Source organism: Acrocarpospora pleiomorpha (genome assembly GCF_009687885.1).
GTDB lineage: Bacteria > Actinomycetota > Actinomycetes > Streptosporangiales > Streptosporangiaceae > Acrocarpospora > Acrocarpospora pleiomorpha.
Genome location: NZ_BLAF01000013.1, coordinates 92,773 through 110,266, shown reverse-complemented (window position 1 = coordinate 110,266; position 17,494 = coordinate 92,773). Strand labels below are relative to the sequence as shown.

At 66.9% G+C, this 17,494-nt stretch carries 15 protein-coding genes; 6 read left to right on the top strand and 9 right to left on the bottom strand.

Going from position 1 to position 17,494, the window contains the following annotated elements:
- Positions 1-11: 11 nt before the first annotated feature.
- The 4 genes from Aple_RS12870 (at position 12) to Aple_RS12855 (ending at position 2,925) form a co-directional block, all read left to right on the top strand.
- Positions 12-815, top strand: coding sequence for a glutamate ABC transporter substrate-binding protein (locus Aple_RS12870; protein ID WP_155344781.1), 804 nt, complete (start codon positions 12-14; stop codon positions 813-815).
- A 290-nt stretch (positions 816-1,105) separates the two neighbouring features.
- A complete protein-coding gene (locus Aple_RS12865) occupies positions 1,106-1,564 on the top strand; it encodes an excisionase family DNA-binding protein (RefSeq protein ID WP_155344780.1) in 459 nt (152 codons plus the stop codon).
- Entirely contained in the window at positions 1,564-2,115 is a 552-nt protein-coding gene (locus Aple_RS12860; RefSeq protein WP_155344779.1) for a PIN domain-containing protein, read from the top strand. The genes Aple_RS12865 and Aple_RS12860 overlap by 1 nt, the downstream gene beginning before the upstream one ends.
- A gap of 210 nt (positions 2,116-2,325) precedes the next feature.
- Entirely contained in the window at positions 2,326-2,925 is a 600-nt protein-coding gene (locus Aple_RS12855; protein ID WP_155344778.1) for a DUF7711 family protein, read from the top strand.
- Positions 2,926-2,931: 6 nt separating this feature from the next.
- Here Aple_RS12855 and Aple_RS12850 read toward each other — a convergent pair whose 3' ends face one another.
- Positions 2,932-5,229 carry a 2OG-Fe(II) oxygenase gene (locus Aple_RS12850; protein WP_155344777.1) on the bottom strand — a complete coding sequence of 766 codons (2,298 nt, stop codon included), beginning with the start codon at positions 5,227-5,229 and terminating at the stop codon, positions 2,932-2,934.
- 728 nt (positions 5,230-5,957) lie between these two features.
- Between Aple_RS12850 and Aple_RS12845 the strand changes: the two genes are divergently transcribed.
- Together Aple_RS12845 and Aple_RS12840 are read left to right on the top strand one after the other, a co-directional pair.
- On the top strand, positions 5,958-7,346 hold the full coding sequence (locus tag Aple_RS12845; RefSeq protein WP_155344776.1) for an ABC transporter substrate-binding protein: 1,389 nt from the start codon (positions 5,958-5,960) through the stop codon (positions 7,344-7,346).
- Positions 7,347-7,451: 105 nt separating this feature from the next.
- Positions 7,452-8,471: an NBR1-Ig-like domain-containing protein gene (locus Aple_RS12840; RefSeq protein ID WP_155344775.1), complete on the top strand. Its 1,020-nt coding sequence runs from the start codon at positions 7,452-7,454 to the stop codon at positions 8,469-8,471.
- A 45-nt stretch (positions 8,472-8,516) separates the two neighbouring features.
- Here Aple_RS12840 and Aple_RS51960 read toward each other — a convergent pair whose 3' ends face one another.
- The 8 genes from Aple_RS51960 to Aple_RS12800 all read right to left on the bottom strand — a co-directional run bounded on the left by Aple_RS51960 (position 8,517) and on the right by Aple_RS12800 (position 17,246).
- Positions 8,517-9,452 carry a peptidase inhibitor family I36 protein gene (locus Aple_RS51960; protein WP_170321439.1) on the bottom strand — a complete coding sequence of 312 codons (936 nt, stop codon included), beginning with the start codon at positions 9,450-9,452 and terminating at the stop codon, positions 8,517-8,519.
- A 31-nt stretch (positions 9,453-9,483) separates the two neighbouring features.
- Positions 9,484-10,374, bottom strand: coding sequence for a peptidase inhibitor family I36 protein (locus tag Aple_RS12830; RefSeq protein WP_155344774.1), 891 nt, complete (start codon positions 10,372-10,374; stop codon positions 9,484-9,486).
- Between the two features lie 57 nt (positions 10,375-10,431).
- The gene (locus Aple_RS12825; RefSeq protein ID WP_155344773.1) at positions 10,432-11,277 is read right to left on the bottom strand and encodes a peptidoglycan-binding domain-containing protein; all 846 of its coding nucleotides are present in this window, start codon (positions 11,275-11,277) and stop codon (positions 10,432-10,434) included.
- Between the two features lie 252 nt (positions 11,278-11,529).
- On the bottom strand, positions 11,530-12,360 hold the full coding sequence (locus tag Aple_RS12820; RefSeq protein WP_155344772.1) for a carbohydrate ABC transporter permease: 831 nt from the start codon (positions 12,358-12,360) through the stop codon (positions 11,530-11,532).
- Positions 12,350-13,288: a carbohydrate ABC transporter permease gene (locus tag Aple_RS12815; RefSeq protein ID WP_155344771.1), complete on the bottom strand. Its 939-nt coding sequence runs from the start codon at positions 13,286-13,288 to the stop codon at positions 12,350-12,352. Before Aple_RS12815 ends, Aple_RS12820 begins: the two co-directional genes overlap by 11 nt.
- Before the next feature lies 1 nt (position 13,289).
- The gene (locus tag Aple_RS12810; RefSeq protein WP_218038298.1) at positions 13,290-14,567 is read right to left on the bottom strand and encodes an ABC transporter substrate-binding protein; all 1,278 of its coding nucleotides are present in this window, start codon (positions 14,565-14,567) and stop codon (positions 13,290-13,292) included.
- Positions 14,568-14,608: 41 nt separating this feature from the next.
- The gene (locus tag Aple_RS12805; protein WP_218038297.1) at positions 14,609-16,213 is read right to left on the bottom strand and encodes an FAD-dependent oxidoreductase; all 1,605 of its coding nucleotides are present in this window, start codon (positions 16,211-16,213) and stop codon (positions 14,609-14,611) included.
- Positions 16,206-17,246, bottom strand: coding sequence for a LacI family DNA-binding transcriptional regulator (locus tag Aple_RS12800; RefSeq protein ID WP_218038296.1), 1,041 nt, complete (start codon positions 17,244-17,246; stop codon positions 16,206-16,208). The genes Aple_RS12805 and Aple_RS12800 overlap by 8 nt, the downstream gene beginning before the upstream one ends.
- Positions 17,247-17,494: the final 248 nt, after the last annotated feature.

The following is a 17,494-nucleotide window of genomic DNA, read 5'->3' as shown; positions in this document are numbered from 1 at the left end:
GGAAGATGCTCATGGTCGCGCTGACCGGGAGGGGCCGTTCAATCGCCTTGGTGCTGCTTTTGGCACTGCTGTCGGCCTGCGGCGCCGGCTCGACGATCCTGGACAAGGATGTCCTGGTCATCGGGGTGAAGCCGGACCAGCCCGGATTGGGGATGAAGAACGCGGACGGCGAATTCGCCGGTTTCGACGTCGATGTGGCCACCTACATCGCCGGCAAGCTGGGCAAGAGCTTCAGGTTCGTCGCGACCCCTTCGTCCGAGCGGGAGAAGGTGCTCATGGACGGCTCGGTGGATCTGGTCGTCGCCACTTATTCGATCACTGCGGAACGCAAGACGAAGGTGGCTTTCGGCGGGCCGTACTACGTCGCCCACCAGGACACTCTCGTACGGGCCGGGGAGAGCGCGATCGCCAACGTGCGGGACCTGAAGGGGCGCAACCTGTGCCAGGTGACCGGTTCGAACTCCTGGCGCCGGGTGAAGGAGGAACGCAAGATCGCCGTGAAGCTGGTCGAGGTCCCCTCCTACAGCGCGTGCATCTCCGACCTGAAGGCGGGCAAGGTAGACGCGGTCTCCACCGACGACCTCATCCTGGCCGGCTTCGCCACCGAAGACCTGAAGATCGTCAACGCCCCGTTCACCGACGAGCGCTACGGCGTCGGCATCCAGGCCGGCGACCTGGACGGCTGCGAGGCGGTCAACAAGGCCATCACCGAGATGTACCAGGACGGAACCGCCAAGAAGCTCCTGCAGAAGTGGTTCGCGAAGTCCGGCCTAGCACTCACTTTCACCGTCCCCCAATTCGAAGGCTGCGGCTGACCCCCGCCGACGACGACGCGGGGCGCACTCGGGTGCGAGCTCACCGATCAGACCAGGAAGTTCCTGCTGGGGCAGGGGTGAGCTGTTGCCCAGCCTGACGCTGGCTCAAGCTATCCGGCTTTCCCGATGGGGCCCTGCCTTGGGGCAGCGATCGCCATTGCGTTCTCCCGATCTGCTTGTTGGGGTCGCTGGCGTCGGGGACGCGGAGACCGTCGGATGCCGGATCACACTCTCGGGTGCTTGCACTTATTGCGTTTGCTGCACATAATGTAATGGAGAGGAGGGTGGCAATGACCGTGCGAACCCCGAAGTCCCTGGAGCCCGGCCGGGTGGACGCGCAGGACGCGGCCCGCGCCATGCGGCGGATCAAGGACTACCTGACCACCCACCCCGGCACTGAAGACATCCGTGTGACCGGGGAGCTGGCCGGTGATGAGGCCCTCGTCCTGCCCCGTGATGTCGTCACGATGCTCGCCTACATGCTCACGCAGCTCGCCGAGGGGCGGGGCGTGACGGCGATGCCCAACCATGCCGAGCTGACCACACGGCAGGCGGCGGACCTGCTGAACGTGTCCAGGCCCTACCTCATCGGGCTGCTCGACACGGGAGAGATTCCGCATCGGCTCGTCGGGCGGCACCGGCGTGTCCGGTTCGAGGATCTCATGGCCTACAAGCGCCACAACGATGCCGACAGGCGCCAGGCCGCTGATGACCTCATCGCCCTCAGCGAGGAACTGGACCTGTACTGATGGCGTTCGCCGTGGTGTACGACGCGAATGTGCTGTACGGCAATGAGGTCCGCGACCTGCTCATCCGGATCGCCCTTTCCGGTGCGGTCCGGGCGCATTGGACCCACGAGATTCTCGACGAAGTGGTTCGCAACCTCGCCGAGAACCGGCCGGACATCTCGCCGGACAAGGTGTCGATCCTGCGTGAGCGGATGAATGCCGCGCTCCCCGGCGCGCTGGTGGAAAACTACGAGGCGCTGATCGAGAGCCTCAAGCTTCCCGACGCCGACGACCGTCATGTTCTCGCCGCCGCCATCAAGAGCGGTGCGGAGGTCATCGTCACCTCGAACCTGAGGGACTTCCCCGCCGACGTGCTCGCGGTCTACGGCATCGAAGCCAAGAGCCCTGACGACTTCGTCCTCGACCAGCTTGATCTCGACGAAGGTACTGTGCGCAACTGTGTCCACGAGATCGCCAACAGCAGGACTCGACCGCCCAAGACCTTCGCGGCCATCCTCGACGCCCTCGAACGCGCCGGACTGGTGGAATCAGCCGCGGCACTCCGCGACTGATGCCATTGCGCTATTCCGGCTCGAACCAGTCGGGCGCGACGCCCGCGACTTCGGCCCTGGGTGAGAGGAACGTCCGTGTTGCGGAGGCGCCGTATCAGGTCTTCCACGATCTGGAAGGCGAAGTGCTCGCTGCAGAAGGTGCTGTCCAGCTCTGTCGGGTTGGGCAGCGAGTAGAGTCCCGCCACGATGCCATGCCGGAGGTGGCTACCGATGCGTTATCGCAGGGCGGTGGAGAAGTTGCAGATCCTGGCCGAGGCGTGTGAGCACACGAAGCGGCTGCCGTCGGAGGAGCCGTTTCTGCGTGAGGCGTACGTGTTCGGCGACGTGCTTGCGGGTGCTGATCCTCTCGACTGCGTCGAGGTCGCCTTCGTGCTGAACCTGCCGCCTGCGGACGTGCCCTGGGAGTCGCATCCACACGGCACCGGGTGGCTGGTCGATGTCCTGCGGCTGGACAAGGGCGGGATCGCCTACTGGTGGCGTTCGCATTTGGACCCGGTGTGGAATCACGTGATCCGCGGGCCGGTACGGTTCTGGTCGCTGGAGGGGCCGGACGAGGCCGTGCTGGCGGCTCTGGCCGAACGCCGATTCGAGGAGCTGCGCCGGGTTGTCCCATCGCCCGCCGACGAACGGGAACAGTTGGCCGAGGAGCTGCGGGTTGCTCTGGAGCGGTTGCGCGCCGTACATGGGGCCTACTGGGATCGCGAGTGGCGACTGGAGCATCGCGGCTCGGGCCGTTACCCCGAACATCACCTGTGGGAGGCGGTCCAGGGCTATCTCGGTCTGCTTGACGCGCGTCACGAGAAACCGTGAGCCGGATCAGACGGGAATCTTCCAGGTCTTGGTGAGCCAGGCGAGGTCTGCCTCGTTACGCTCACGGGCGAGACGCTCTCGTTCGAAGAGAGCCTCGGTCTTGGTCAGCACGAGAGTGAACGGCCGGCCCTGCCGCCTGGTCTCGTGGCGGACCGGCAACTCGGCCCCCTCTATCCGAGCGTGGACATGCGCTCGCTTCGCCTGTGCGAGCGGCCACTCGAAGGTACGCCGTTCCGGGTCCTGGAGGAACGCGCCAAGCGTCGCGCACAGATCACACGTGCATCCGGTGGGCGGCTCGATCGACCAGTCGTCGGGTGCGCGCCGCGGCTGGGCGAGCGACGTCCGGATTCGTTCGGCGCAGCCGACGGCCAGCTCGTCGAAACCGTGGCCATAACCGCTGCCTGCTGGTACGGCCCCGGCAGCCCGCAGCGCGGCCATCACCAGCACGATCGCCTGATCGCCGTCCGCATGTCCGAGCTTGGCGGCGTCCTCCAGCACGACGGCCGACCCGGTCTGAGCCGCAGCCGTGAGGATGCCGGCGAACGGTTGGCCACGGTCGGCCAGCCATTTGTCTCGGCTGCTGGTGGATGGCCCTGTGAGCAAGGGACGGACCTCACCCTCGAACCACTCCCACGACAGGTCCAGGACATGGCGGGCGGTCGTGGTCCCCTCGCTCCCGGTGGCCAGCAACGCTGTGCACAGCCGTGGGAGACCCGAGAGCCATTCCAGCGACTCCGGGGAATAGCTGTATGTTCGCGCCTTTTTGGACCAGGCGCGCAGGAGAGCGGCCATCCAGGTTTCGCCGTAGCGCGCGGCCAGGTCCGCGAGCGCTGACGCGTGGTCAGGAACCAGTCGCTCAAGCTGGAACGGGTGGAGGAGCATCGCGGCCGTCTCCGCGTCATCCAGTCCCTCGACGGTGCGGAGTGCCCTTCCGAGAAGTTCGCCCTGCGGACCGGAACGGACAGTGGCGTCCCAGAACGGCAGCAGTGATTGTGCCGCGTCGTGGGCGTTCTTGACGTCTCCAGCGCGAATCATCTCGCCGAGTTCGTCCAGCGCCCAGACTGCGGACGCCTGGGCTCGGTTGGCGAAGCCCTGGTTCCGGGGCCAGATGACCAGCGCCGCTCGCCGGTACCAGCGGTCCAGGGTGTTGCCATAGTTGCCCATATAGCCCTCGTACTCCGAGGCGTAGGGCGTAAGACCAGCCGATGGGGTCGTCGCGGCCACCTCCGCGTCGCGGAGGGTCAGCGAGATCTCCTCGGATCGGCCTCCCCCCGGACCGACCCAGTGGGCGAGCGTGATGGAGGAATCGATCAAGTCCTGAAGAACGTACTGCCCGTCGTCGGCATCGTCGGATTCCTCGTAGTCGTCGTACGGATCCTCCTCATCGGAATCGATGGCATCCCAGGTTTCCTGGATTTCCGCGAGGGCCAGCACCACGTCACAACCCGCCCTGTCCGCTGCCGCCCTCAGCAGGGCGGCACGGTCACCGTCGGCACCCTTCAGCCGGTTCCAGCTCAGCCCTCGGGCGGTGTATTCATGATCGAGCAGGTATGCCAACCGCATTGGCGGATCGGCCCGGCCGCCGCCGTACGGGAGCGTGACCGGAGTCGCGAAGTGCTCGTCGAGACAGGCCGCGAGCTCGCCGGCCAGCGTGTCCTCGACTGCGGCGCCATTGTCTCCCGCCAAGAGCAGGTTGTAGGTGAGGGTGATCCGGTTTCCCGTCTTCACCGGAAGGACCTGGTGGTGGCAGTCAGCGTAGAAGGCGACCAGGGAGACCGCGACCTTCGACCCCCGGTACTCCGCGGTCTGGCCGAGGTGTTCGATGAGGAGCTCACCGCCGGTGTGCGCGGACGGCAGCGTCACCACCAAGGTCCCGACCATGGAGTCGTCCTTCTCGGAGTCTTGATGTGTGACGAAGAACTGCCCGGTCTCGTACAGGAGCATGGAATGGAAGTCCGGCGTGAGCTCGCAGTGAGGTGGCAGTCCCAGCTCGTCGCGCATCACCTCGAGGACGGCCTCGAACGCGTGCGTCCACTCGATGCGCACCAGGTCCTTGGGGATCTCCCAGGTATCGCGGACCTCCGGGTCGGTCAGGGTCTGCTCACCGCGCCCGAACCGCGCACGGTGGCCGAGCCCACGCAATCGGATGGCCTGCTCCTCGGAGACAGGAAACTGAAGTGGTCCGAGTCCGTCGACCGCCACCGACAGGTCGGTCATGAAGAGTTTGCGGTAGACACTCGACGCGGGAAGTTCCGCCAGTTCACCGAGTAACTCGGCGAGTCTTTCGCGAGCGGTCCCAGGCACGAAACACCCCTCTTCACGAGAAACCTAGATCATCGAGTCTATTGAGCACCGCTGAGCGGCGAAGGCACATCGATGATGCCGAGGATGAGGTGGTCGGCGCCGGCTGCGGCGTACTCGCGGAACCGCTCGGCCGCCTGCGGCGGGGAGCCGGTGATCGGCAGCTCTGCATTGGTAACACCATGACGTATCAGGCGTGGTTGGTAACAATCCCGACTTCAGGGATTTACGCAAGGGTGGCCCCCTTGACGCCAAGTTATCCCCGGTACACCATGGCGTAACAACTATCAAACGTCTTGTCCGATAATTGGACAACGGGTGATTTGATCTCAGCGCACAACAGGCGGACAACGGGAAGCACGCCGCCCAGTTCAGGACGTCTTTTCGGTCCGCCCGACGTGGCCGCGACCATACCGTCGCCGGTCGAGGCCGTCGCCGCGGCCGAGGCGGGCGAGCCGATCCCGACCGAGCTCCGCATCCGCTCGAGCACATTCATCGGGGACCGAGTCGGACAACACCGCGACATATCGACCAATCGAGTCAAGTTCGCTTCTGAAGTATGGAGAGAACGCCGTGAAACGAGCATTGGTTAAATCCGTCGGGTCCTCGCTCTCGCCACAGGTCTCGTCCTCGCCGGCTGTGGTGGTGGCGGGAACAGCGGCGGAGGCACGTCCACGCAGAGCTCGGCCGCCCCCAAGAGCGACGCCGTCTTCACCTGGGCGGTGCCGGGCATGCCCACCTCCTTCGACCCCCGCATGTCGGCGCCGTTGGACCCGATCTTCCTGGACGCGGTCTACGAGAGCCTGATCAACCGGACCCCGGCCGGCGAGCTCGGCCCGGGCCTCGCCACCGAGTGGGAGTTCAGCGACGACAACAAGGTGCTCACCTTCACCCTGCGCGATGGGGTGAGGTTCCACGACGGTGAGAAGTACGACGCCGAGGCGGCCAAGGCGTCCATCGAGGCGTTCAAGAAGGGCGGCACCCTGGTCGGGCAGTTCGCGATCCTGGACAAGGTCGAGGTGACCGGGCCGCTGGAGCTGAAGCTGACCTTCAAGGAGCCCGCCGGGTACATGCTCAACGTGCTGGCCGGCGAGGCGGGCATCGCCGTCTCGCCGAAGGCGCTGGACGCCCCCGACCTCGGCACCAAGCCGGTCGGCACCGGGCCGTTCACGCTCACCGCCCTGCAGGAGGGCAAGGCCGGCTTCAAGAAGTTCGACGGCTACTGGAACGTCCAGGCGGTCGGTATCGGCGGTATGGAGATGATCGTCTTCAACGACGAGCCGACCCGGCTGCGTGCGGTGAAGTCGGGGCAGGTCGACGGCAGCAGCATCTCCGGCAAGCAGATCAAGGAGGCCGAGGCGGCCGGTCTCTCGATCGTCAGCGGGCCGAACACCCGGTTCATGGGCCTCCTGCTGAACACCAAGGTCAAGGCCCTGTCCAACCCCAAGGTCCGGGAAGCGCTGCTGTACGCGATCGACCGTGAGGCGATCAACAACGGCCTGGAGGCGGGCACCTGCGTCCCCACGGTGCAGCCGTTCCCGCAGAGCCACTGGGCGGCCACGCCCGACCTGAAGGACGCCAAGCCCTACTACGACGTGGCCAAGGCCAAGCAGCTCCTGGCCGAGGCCGGCTATCCCAACGGCTTCGACATGGAGATCGCGTCCGGCACCACCACCTCCTTCCAGGCGATGGCGCAGGTGTTGCAGGCCCAGTTGAAGCAGGTCGGGATCAACGCGTCGGTCCAGGTCTTCGAGTTCCAGCAGATGATCAACGCGCGCCGGACCGGCAAGTTCACCTCCGTCGTTTCCGGGATTCAGGCCGGGCGCCCCGACCCGAGTCAGTTCATCGCCGACTTCTACCTGCCGGGCGGGCCGTACAACTCCGGCGGCTACGAGCTGCCCGGCGGCAAGGAGCTGCTGGCGAAGGCGCGGGCCAGCGCGGACGAGACGGAGCGCGGGGCCGCGATGCAGGAGGCCTTCAACACGGTGATCAAGGACGGCCCGCCGGTGATCCCGATCTGCAACCTGACCTACGTGGCCGCGTTCCGCAAGGGCGTGACCGGCTGGCAGGTGCCGGTGGTCGGTGACTACGACTTCACCAGCGTGCGGGTCGCCGACTAGCCCCCGGCAGAACCTCGTGCAATTTCTGCACGCTCATCTTGACCGGCTTCGCGTCGATACCGGTTCGAGTTGAGTGAAGACCGTGGGTGCTGTTAGCTTCGCACGGTGGACGACAGGCGTGCACGGACGGAGGCGATCGAGGACTTCGCGGCGATCCTGCGGGAACTGCGCAACTCGGTCGGCAACCCGCCTTTTCGGGAGATGTCCGGTCGGTCGGGGGCGATTTCCCACACGACGTTGCACGAAGCCACGAAGGGTAACCGGCTCGCGAGTTGGGAGACCACCGTCGAGTTCGTCAAGGCGTGTGGCGCGGACCCAGCCGCGTACCGCGAACGCTGGGAGAGAGCGAATCTGGCGGTCAGAACTGTGAGCGCCGGGGATCCTTCAATCCGCGCGGACAATCTCGCAGACTCTGACACAGGCGCCGCAGAACCCCCTGCCGTGCACCTCGCCATCGGGTCGCAAGCGCCCCGGTCGGCTGGCGAGACCTCGGCATCCGTGCCTACGCCGCCGCCCGACGAGATTGCGGGCGACGGCCGGCCTCTGCTCCCTGCGCCGGGGAACAGCGGGCGATTCCGGCGCCCGGCCACGTTCGTAACAGCGGCCGTCACTACGGGGGCAGTGGTCCTCATCGTGGCCGTCGTCAATCGCGGCTCCGAGCCCGACGGACACAGCCTGAACCCGTCCGGCAGCCCATCGATTGCCGCGCTGTCGCCAGCCGATTGCCCGGTGCGTTCGACCAACCCGCCTCCGGCCCCGCCGGTGCACAAGGGCGATGCGGCCGTGTTCATCGATGACGTCACGCTCCCCGATTGCACGCGCGTCGGCGCCGGCAAGACCATGACCAAGGTATGGCGGCTCAAGAACGCCGGGACCGTGCCGTGGAAGGGATATTCGCTGCGTCGCCTCGACCTCACGCAGCAAGCTGATCAATGCCAGACCATTCCCGACGTGCCGATCAATGACACGCAACCCGGCGAGATGGTCGACATCCGGACCGTGATCACCACGCCGAGGAAGCCGGGCTTGTGCTACGTGCGATTCAAAATGGTGGACGCTTCGGGAACGGTCGTGTTCCCCGGAAGCCGGCCGGTCAACTTCCAGATCATCGTCGACGGACTCTAGTTCCCCGCCGTCCATGACACGGCGGGGAACCAGAGTCTCAGGGGTTCACGAGCTGAGAGCGATCCCCGTGTAGTAGTGCTGGAGGATCCTGGAGTAGCTCCAGCCCGCTCTGGCCTTATCGCGAGAGCCGTTCTGCGACATCCAGTCCCCGTTGACCCAATTGCCGCACGCCGTCGTCGTCGCGCAGTACTGGGCCCGGAAGATCTTCCCGTTGCGAGTCAGCCGGGTGCCCCACGTCGCGTCCACCGCGGCGCTCGTCACCGCCTTCGCGGAGCCGGGCTTGTACACCTGGCTCGACGTGTGGTCGTAGACGTCGAAGCACTGGCCGCTCGCCGTCTTGCGGTTCGAGTGCAGCGCCCAGTACCAGCCGAAGTTCTTGACGGCCATCGCCCCGGCCCTGAGGGAATCCCTCGGCCAGCTCGACACCCACTCGTTGGGCAGGACGTTCTTGACGTACGTCTTGAACGCCACCCGCTCCACGCGATTGAGGGACTTGCGGTACACGAGGATCGTCGTGGGCAGCTTGGTGTCCGTGCCGTCGGTCTTGCACCCGGTCGGCGGTGCCGAACTCAGGAGCTTGTGCGAGGCGTTCTGGTTCTTGAGGGTGGAGTTCAGGTTGCCTTTGGTGCCTGGGCCGAAGTCCTGGTATGTGCCGGTGTGGCCGCTGTTGTAGTAGACGCGTACGGTCTTGCTGCTGCGGTTCCAGACGGAGGCGGCGGCGTTCTTGATGCATTTGCCCTTGCCGTTGCCGGGTCCCTTGAAGTCGTAACAGGAGGGCTGTTTGGTGGCGTAGTCGGCGACCGATCCGGTGAAGTCCGAGACCGATCCTTGGTTGTTGCTGTTGAAGTAGTAGCAGAATTCGCCGGCCTGGCAGATGCCGTCGCGGTTGGCGGCCGAGGCGGGCGATGCGGTGGCGAGTACCGTCCCGCCGAGCGCTATCGCGGTGAGCCGCGAGATCAGCCGTACAGTTCGTGGATGCACTGTTGTCTTCTCCGTTGGAGGCCGCGGTGCGTTATCGGATGCTGTAGCCCTGGGAGATCCAGAACGAGGTCGGGTTCGGGTTCTGCAGGTGCGGGTCGCCGACGCTCTTGGCCGCACGCGTCTGCCGTCCGGGGCGCATCTCGACGTGGGTGTGTGCGGTTGACTTGCGCGACACCCCGTTCCACGACTCCTTGGCGATGATCTGGCCGCGGCTGACCTGCTGGCCCAGGCGCAAGGAGGACAGCGGAGCGGAGTGCAGGTAGATCACCGTCTTGTTCAATGCGGCGTTGTAGATGGCGATCGTGGAAAGTCCCGCCCTGCCGGTGGTCCCGCGCACAAGGTTGATGACCTGGCCTCCCACCAGGGCGTGAACATTCGCGCCCACGCCGCGGGCGATGTCGATGCCTTCGTGCCGGCCGGAGGTGGACCTGTAACCGTCGAAGCCGCAGGTGATCGTGCCGCTGGCCGTGTACAGCGAGAACGACATGGCGCTGCGCGATGATGATGACGGGCTGAACTTGTGCGAGGCGTTCTGGTTCTTGAGGGTGGAGTTCAGGTTGCCTTTGGTGCCTGGGCCGAAGTCCTGGTATGTGCCGGTGTGGCCGCTGTTGTAGTAGACGCGTACGGTCTTGCTGCTGCGGTTCCAGACGGAGGCGGCGGCGTTCTTGATGCATTTGCCCTTGCCGTTGCCGGGTCCCTTGAAGTCGTAACAGGAGGGCTGTTTGGTGGCGTAGTCGGCGACCGATCCGGTGAAGTCCGAGACCGATCCTTGGTTGTTGCTGTTGAAGTAGTAGCAGAATTCGCCGGCCTGGCAGACGCCGTCGCGGTTGGCGGCCGAGGCGGGGGATGCGGTGGCGAGTACCGTCCCGCCGAGCGTCATCGCGGCGGTCGTCGCGGTGAGGATCCTGGTGAGCGTTCTCATGCTGTTCTCCTTCTGTCTGCGGAGCCTGCGTTTCGGATGGTCTGCGGATCGGATGAGTCAGCGGCGCTGGTACTCCTCCCAGGTGCGGATGGTCACCTTCGGGCCGTCGTCCGGGCCACGGCCGGTGAGCCCGTTCAGACCGAGGTAGTAGTCACCGATCTGGTGCTGGGCCTGGCTGGAGAGGCTGGTGTCGCTGATGGCGGCGGCGTGGATGTGCCAGGGCCAGTCGCCTTGCCTGGGGCTACGCACCCATGCCGCGAAGCCGGCCCGGCGCAACGCGCGGACGACCGCGGTGCGGGTGGCGGAATTCATCCCCGTCACCGAGATGTCGACGACGCCGCCGCCGTCGTGGGTGCCCGCGGACGTGGGGTCGCCGCCGGGGTTGTACGAACCCTGATCCAGCTCGAGGTCGCGGCCGAGCAGCCGCTGCGCCTCGGCCAGCATGCTTCGCGTGCGGGTGTTGATGACGAAACCGCCGGTGGACACCCGGGTGCCCGGGTCGATGATGTTGGTGACCTTGAAGCGGTCGGCGCCGAGCCTGGTGAGCGACGTCTTGCCCGGCAGGCCGTTGGCGTCCAGACCGGTGAGGCCGAGCGACTTCTGGTACTTCGCGTAGGCGGCGACCGTTGTGGTGCCGAAGTAACCGTCCACCCACTTCGCGTCGAGGAGGCGCCGGTCGCGCAGCGCCCGCTCAACGAGAAGCACGCTGGCCTTGGCGCCCGGGGTCAGCGTGTCGTCAGGCCGCCTCGGGTCGATCTGGGCCGCCTTGACCGTGGCTTCCATGTTCACGCTCGGAAGGGCCCTGACGTCGGCCGCCTGTGCCGCCGACGTCCTGGACGCTCCGGCCAGCGAAGCGAGCAGGACGGCCGCTATGAGGGCAGCGGCGCATGAGGGCAGCTTCATCGTTACTCCTGGTTTCAGGCGCTGAGGGCCGATTCCTGTGCGGCCGAATCCAACGTTTCGGATCGCTCGCGTGTCCACAAGAAGATCGGTGTTGTCAGCCTGTTCGACAGGCTTCTCCGTACGGGCGTACGCGCCATCTGACAGGTAACCGCGCAGGTCGGAGCACTTGTACAAAGCAAGAAGGTGCGGGCCTGAGTAGGCCTCGCACCTTCGAGAATGCCCCCTTGCCCCGTCAGCGGCGGGGGCGGACCGTCATCCCTTCAAGCCTGTGTGCGCCAGCCCTTCGATGAACTGGCGCTGGGCCAGGACGAACACGACCAGGATCGGCAGGGCCGTCAGCGAGGCCGCGGCGAGCTGGATGTTCCACATGGGTCCGCCGTAGGCGTCGACGAACTGGGTGAGGGCCTGGGGCAGGGTGAACTTCTCCGGCGTGGAAAGGAACACGATCGGTTCCAGGTAGAGGTTCCACGAGTGCAGGAACGTGAAGATGGCGACCGCGCCGAGAGCGGGGCGGGCCAGGGGGAGCGCCACCTTGGCGAAGGTCCCGAAGCGGCCCAGCCCGTCGACGCGGGCGGCCTCCTCCAGCTCTTTCGGCAGGCTGATGAAGAACTGGCGCATGATGAAGGTCGCCATCACGCTCGGCGCCCCGAGGGTCGGCACCAGGATCAGCGGCCAGTGGGTGTCGGTGAGGCCGAGTCCGTGGAACATCTGGAACAGCGGCACGATCGTCACCTCGCTGGGGATCAGCAACCCGATCAGCACGACGCCGAAGAGCACGTTCTGGCCGGGGAAACGGATGCGCGCGAAGGCGTATCCGGCCATCGCCGAGATCGCCATGGTCCCGGCGGTGACCAGCAGGGCGATGTAGAGGCTGTTGAAGTACTGGGTGGTGAAGGGCTGCAGCTCGAAGACCTGCCGGTAGGTCGACGTGTCCCAGGAGGAGGGCAGCAGGGCGGGCGGGAAGGCGAAGATCTCACCGATCGGCTTGAACGAGGAGGTGACCATCCACCAGGTCGGGAAGACGAAGGGCACGCACAGCACGCAGAGCAGGCCGTACAGGGTGAGCTTGAGTCTATGACTCATGGAAGACCCACTTCCTGCGCATGCGCCACTGCACGAGGGTGAGCGCCGCCACGATCGCGAACAGCAGGACCGACAGGGTCGCACCGTAACCGAAGTGGTGGAACTGGAAGGCCTGCTGGTACAGGTAGTAGACGAGCACGGTCGTGGACAAGCCCGGCCCGCCCTGGGTGAGGACGGCGATCTGAGCGAACACCTGGAGCGAGCCGACGACCGTGATGATCGAGGTGAGCAGGATGGTGGGGCTGATCAGCGGCACGGTGATGCGGGTGAACCGGGTCCACGCCTTCGCGCCGTCGACGCGGGCGGCCTCGTGCAGCTGGCTCGGCACGCCCTGCAGGGCCGCCAGGAACAGCACCATGTTGAGGCCGACGTTCTTGAGCACCTGGACCACGATCACCGACGCCATCGCCGCGGTTTCGCCACGCAGCCAGTTGGGTCCGTCGATGCCGACGGAGCCGAGCAGGCCGTTGACGCCGCCGTCCGCCTGGAGCAGGAACCGCCACACGATCGTCCACGCCACCAGCGAGACCACGACCGGGGAGAAGAACACGGTTCTGAAGAACGTGGTGCCGCGCAGGCGCTGGTTGAGCAGGATGGCCAGCACCAGGGCAAGGCTCAGGTTGAGGACGACCAGTCCGACGGAGAACATCGCGGTGCCGCCGAGGACCTCGCCCAGCCTCGGGTCGTCCAGCAGCTTGGCGTAGTTGTCGCCGCCGGTGAACTCGAAGGTCCCGGCCAGCACGTTCCACTCGTGCAGGCTGTACCAGACCACCAGCCCCAGCGGCAGCAGCACGAAAAGCGCACTGCCGACGAGCTGTGGGCCGATGAACAGGTAGCCGACGAGGTTGTCCCGGCGGCGGATCGTCCAGTACGGGGAGACGACGGCCCGGCGTCCGGCCGTCGTCCCCCTGGTCCGGGTGAGGGTCACGTCACGCGCCGATCATCGGCTGGATCTTCGCGCAGACTCCGTCCAGCACCGCCTTGACGTCCGCGTCGGCCTTCCACAGCGGGTCGAGCTCCGCCCGTACGGTCTGCGACAGTTCGGCCTGCCCGATGTGGCTCGGCTTGACGACGGCCTTCGCGATGCCGTCGATCACGACCTCCTTGAGCTGTTCCGGCTTGAGCAGCGGGTTGGACTTGGCCAGCGTCTCGGTGGTGAGCTGGGAGGCCCGCGGCGGCGGGAAGTAGGCGGCGAGCTTGGCGGAGTTGGCGGGGTTGGTGAAGAAGGCCAGGAAGTCGATGGCCTGGGCGGCGTTGGGGGACTTCTTCAGTGCGCCCAGACCGGCCTGGCCGATGACCGCGTAGTCGCCCGTCGGCCCGGCGGGCAGCGGCACCAGGTCCCACCCGAACTTCGCCTCGGCCAGCAAGGAGGCGCGGGAGATCTGGGTGATGGTCATCGCCGCGTCACCGGCGAAGAAGTCGACGGTGGTGCCGGGGCCCGGCAGCGCCTTGTCCACGAAGATCGCCTTGTGCAGGAACGTCATGGCCTGGAGCATCTCGGGGCTGTTGAAGCCGCACGTCTTGCCGTCCTCGCTCCATGCCCTGGCGCCCCAGCCTCCCCAGACGGAGGCGAGGTTGTCCCAGTTCTTGTAGTCGAAGTCGCGGACGACCAGGCCCGCCTTGCCGTCCTTCGCCACGGCCGCGCCCATCTTGACGGCGTTGTCCCAGGTCCACTCACCGGCTTCGATAAGCTCGCGCGGTGTCTTCTGCCCGGCCTTCTTGACCAGGTCGTCGTTGACGAAGATGCCGAACGGGGACGTGGAGAACGGGTAGGCGTACAGCTCGCCGTCCTGCTCCCACAACTTGGTCGCGGCCGGCGTCAGGTCGGACAGTTCGTACCCCTGCTCCTTGCCGAGCGCCCCCTTCAACGGCGCCAGCGCGCCCGAGGAGACGAAGTCCGGGGCGGAATTCTCCAGCACCCAGGCCAGGTCGGGGGCTTTGCCGCCGGCGATCTGCGTGGTGAGGGTGGTGGTGTAGCTCTCGAAGGGGATCGAGTCGAAGGTGATGGTGCCGACGTCCGGATGTGTCTTCTTGTACTCGGCCGCGATCTCGTTGAAGAGCTTCAGGTGGGCCTCGTTGGACGTCCAGATCGTCATGCGCAGCGGCTGCGGGCCTTGCGCGGCAGGTGTCTGCCCGCCGCCGCCGCACGCGGTGACGGTGAGCAGGGCGGCCATGGCGAGGGCGGCAAGTGTCCCGGTTGTTTTCATGGGGTGATCTCCTTGGATGGCTTCCCCCGAGTGGTCATGTGTCAGTAGCCGGTGACGTCGGGCCAGCGCAGCTCGACGCCGTCGCGGGTCAGGCGCTGCTGGAAGTCCGCCAGGAGGGTTTCCTTCTCCCGGACGGCGTGTGGGGTGGTGGCCCGGTCCAGGCAGAACGCGGCCAGCGCGCCCGCGGCTTCGCCCGCGTTCCACTCCACCGGGTGCAGCCGGTAGGCGCCGTTGGTGATGTGGGTGGTGCCGATGTTCTTGCCCGCGGCCAGCAGGTTGGTCATGCGGCGCGGGATGAGCGCGCCCAGCGGGATCTCGAACGGTGAGCAGCCCACGTCGATGTAGTTGTCGCCACCGGTCGAGGGGTGCAGGTCGATGCGGTACATGCCGATGCCGACCGAGTCGGTGTAGGAGACCGCGCCCTTGTCACCGCGCACGGCCAGCGACAGGTCCTGCTCGGTGACGGTGCACAACGCCCGGATGCGGCGGGACTCGCGGATGTAGGCCGCCTGCGCCAGGCCGTCGGCGCCGCCCGTCACGTCGCCGCGCAGCCGCAGGCCAGGATAGCCGGTGCCGCCGTCGGCACGCGGCGCCTCGGTCTGCAGCCAGTAGAAGACCGAGCGCGACAGCTCGCGAGCCGCCGCCAGGTGCCGGTCGGCGTCCGGCACGTCGATGATCGGTCCCTCCAGATAGTCGATCATCGGCCAGTTGACGAGCGTGATGTCGCTGGCGTACGCGCCGTCGGTGAAGTTGCGGCGGGCGGCGATCCTGCGGAAGGTCCACAGGTTGGCATCGCCCGGGTTGACCCGCTGGTCGGCCTCGACGAGCTGGGGGTGGTCGTCGGGGTTGGGGGTGAAGGAACGCTCCATGATCTTGAGCGTGCGCGGGTTCGGGCACCGCCACGACAGCAGTTTGTCCCCCCAGAACGGCGGCTCGTAGGCGCGCCAGAAGTCGTAGGAGGCGGGCCGGTCGATCGTGTGGTCGCCGTCGACGTGATCGATCGCGAAGCAGACGGACACGGCCTGCATGTTCAGCGGCTGCGCCTCGGCCGGAGCGCTCGGCTCGCCCGTCTCGGACTGCGCCTCGAACCCGGTCACGTACTCGGTTCCCGTCAGCGGCAGCAGCTCGCCGGTCTCGGTGGCGTCCAGCACGTACGGCGCGCGGAGCACGACCTGCTCATCGGTGTCGCGATGGGCCAGCCGTACGGACGTGACGCGGTCGCCGTCCACCTCCGCGCCCACCGGCCGGTACGGCTGGAGCACCCGCAACCGCCCCGAGCCCCGGTAGGGGGCGAGCATGGCCTCGATCACCGCGACCGCGACCCTGGGCTCGTGGCACAGGCGGCTCACGTGCCCGGCGCCGGGGTTCAGCTCCCGCTGCGCCCGCGCCCCCTCGGTGAGCGGGTAGTGGTCGCGGTAGTAGCGCCGGATGCCCTCGCGCAGGGCCCGATAACTCGCCGTGACGCCGAACCTCTCCACCCAGGAGTGTTCGTCGGGTGGCACGGCCTGGCTGGTGAGCTGCCCGCCGAGCCAGTCGAATTCCTCGGTGAGCACCACCGTACGGCCGGCGCGCAACAGGGCGAGCGCGGCGGCGACGCCACCCAGTCCGCCGCCGACGACGGCCGCGTCTGCCGATATCTCAACCACGTGGGAAATCTCCTGTCAGATTGCGGTTCGGGGCCAGCGTGGTGCCGTCGACCAGTTCGCAGGGCAGCAGTTCTTGCGGGGTTCCGCCGGTCTCCAGAACTTCGGCCAGCAGCTGGACCGCTCTGCGGCCCATCTCTCGCCTGGGGATGCGGAACCCGGTGAAGTCTCTGTCGATCTGGACGGGCCGGGTGAATGCGCCCAAAGTGAGGATGGACAGGTCGTGGGGCACCTCGACGCCGCGCTCCGCTGCGGCCGCGGCGATCGCGACGCAGTCGGCGTACTCCTCGACGAAGACCGCCGTCACCCCGGACGCGATCACGTCCCCCAGCGGCACGTCCGGAGTGAAGTGACGGCCGTCGGCGCCCGTGGCGGCCACACCCTCATGGAATCCGCGCAGGCGGTCGGCCATGGACTCGCCGCCCGTCCCCGCCCCGACGTAGCCCAGCCGCCGGTGACCGAGGGCCACCGCCCGCTCGACCAGCCCCAGGACGGCCGGAGGGTAGTCGGCCCCCACGTACGGCACGGGCCCGCCCGCGTCGTCGCGGCGGCCGACGGAGACGAACGGGATGCCTTCCGCCAGCAGCCGGGCCAGGTCCTCACGGTCGACCGTTCGGCCTAACAGCACGCAGCCATCGGCCAGCCGTACCCGGCTCTCCTCGTTGAATATCCGCCGCCGCGCGCCGGAGGCCGCCTTGGCGCTGGTGAACAGCAGCAGGTCGCAGCCGATCTCCTGGGCGCACTCCTCGATGCCGACGAGGAAGGGGTGGTAGAAGTCGGCGCTCTCGGCGGGGAAGACCGCCTCGTAGGTGAACACGCCGAGGATGCGGTTGCGCCCGTAGGCGAGCCGCCGCGCGGCGGGATCGGCCACGTAGCCGGTCTCCCTGATCACCTGCAGGACCCGTTCGCGGGTCTCGGGAGCGATCCGCACGTCGGCGTCGCCGCGCTTGTTGAGCACCAGCGAGACCGTCGTCTGGCTCACGCCGGCCATCCTGGCGATGTCCTGCTGCGTGAGACGCCGACCTTGAGTAGTCACCGTCCGTGTCCTTCATGATCAGGTAATGCGCATTAGCTGCTTGGTGGGGTCCCATCCTGGGCAAGGCCCCCCATTGCTGTCAAGACCCGATGTTTCCTGAAGTAATTCGCATTAGCACCTTGACGCGGTATTCATCGTGGGATGAACGTGTGATCCTCACCACGACTTAGCGTGAAGGAGCTGACGTGGAAACCCCCCAGCAACTGATCGGACGGCGGACTGTGTTACTCGGCGCGGCGGCGGGCGCC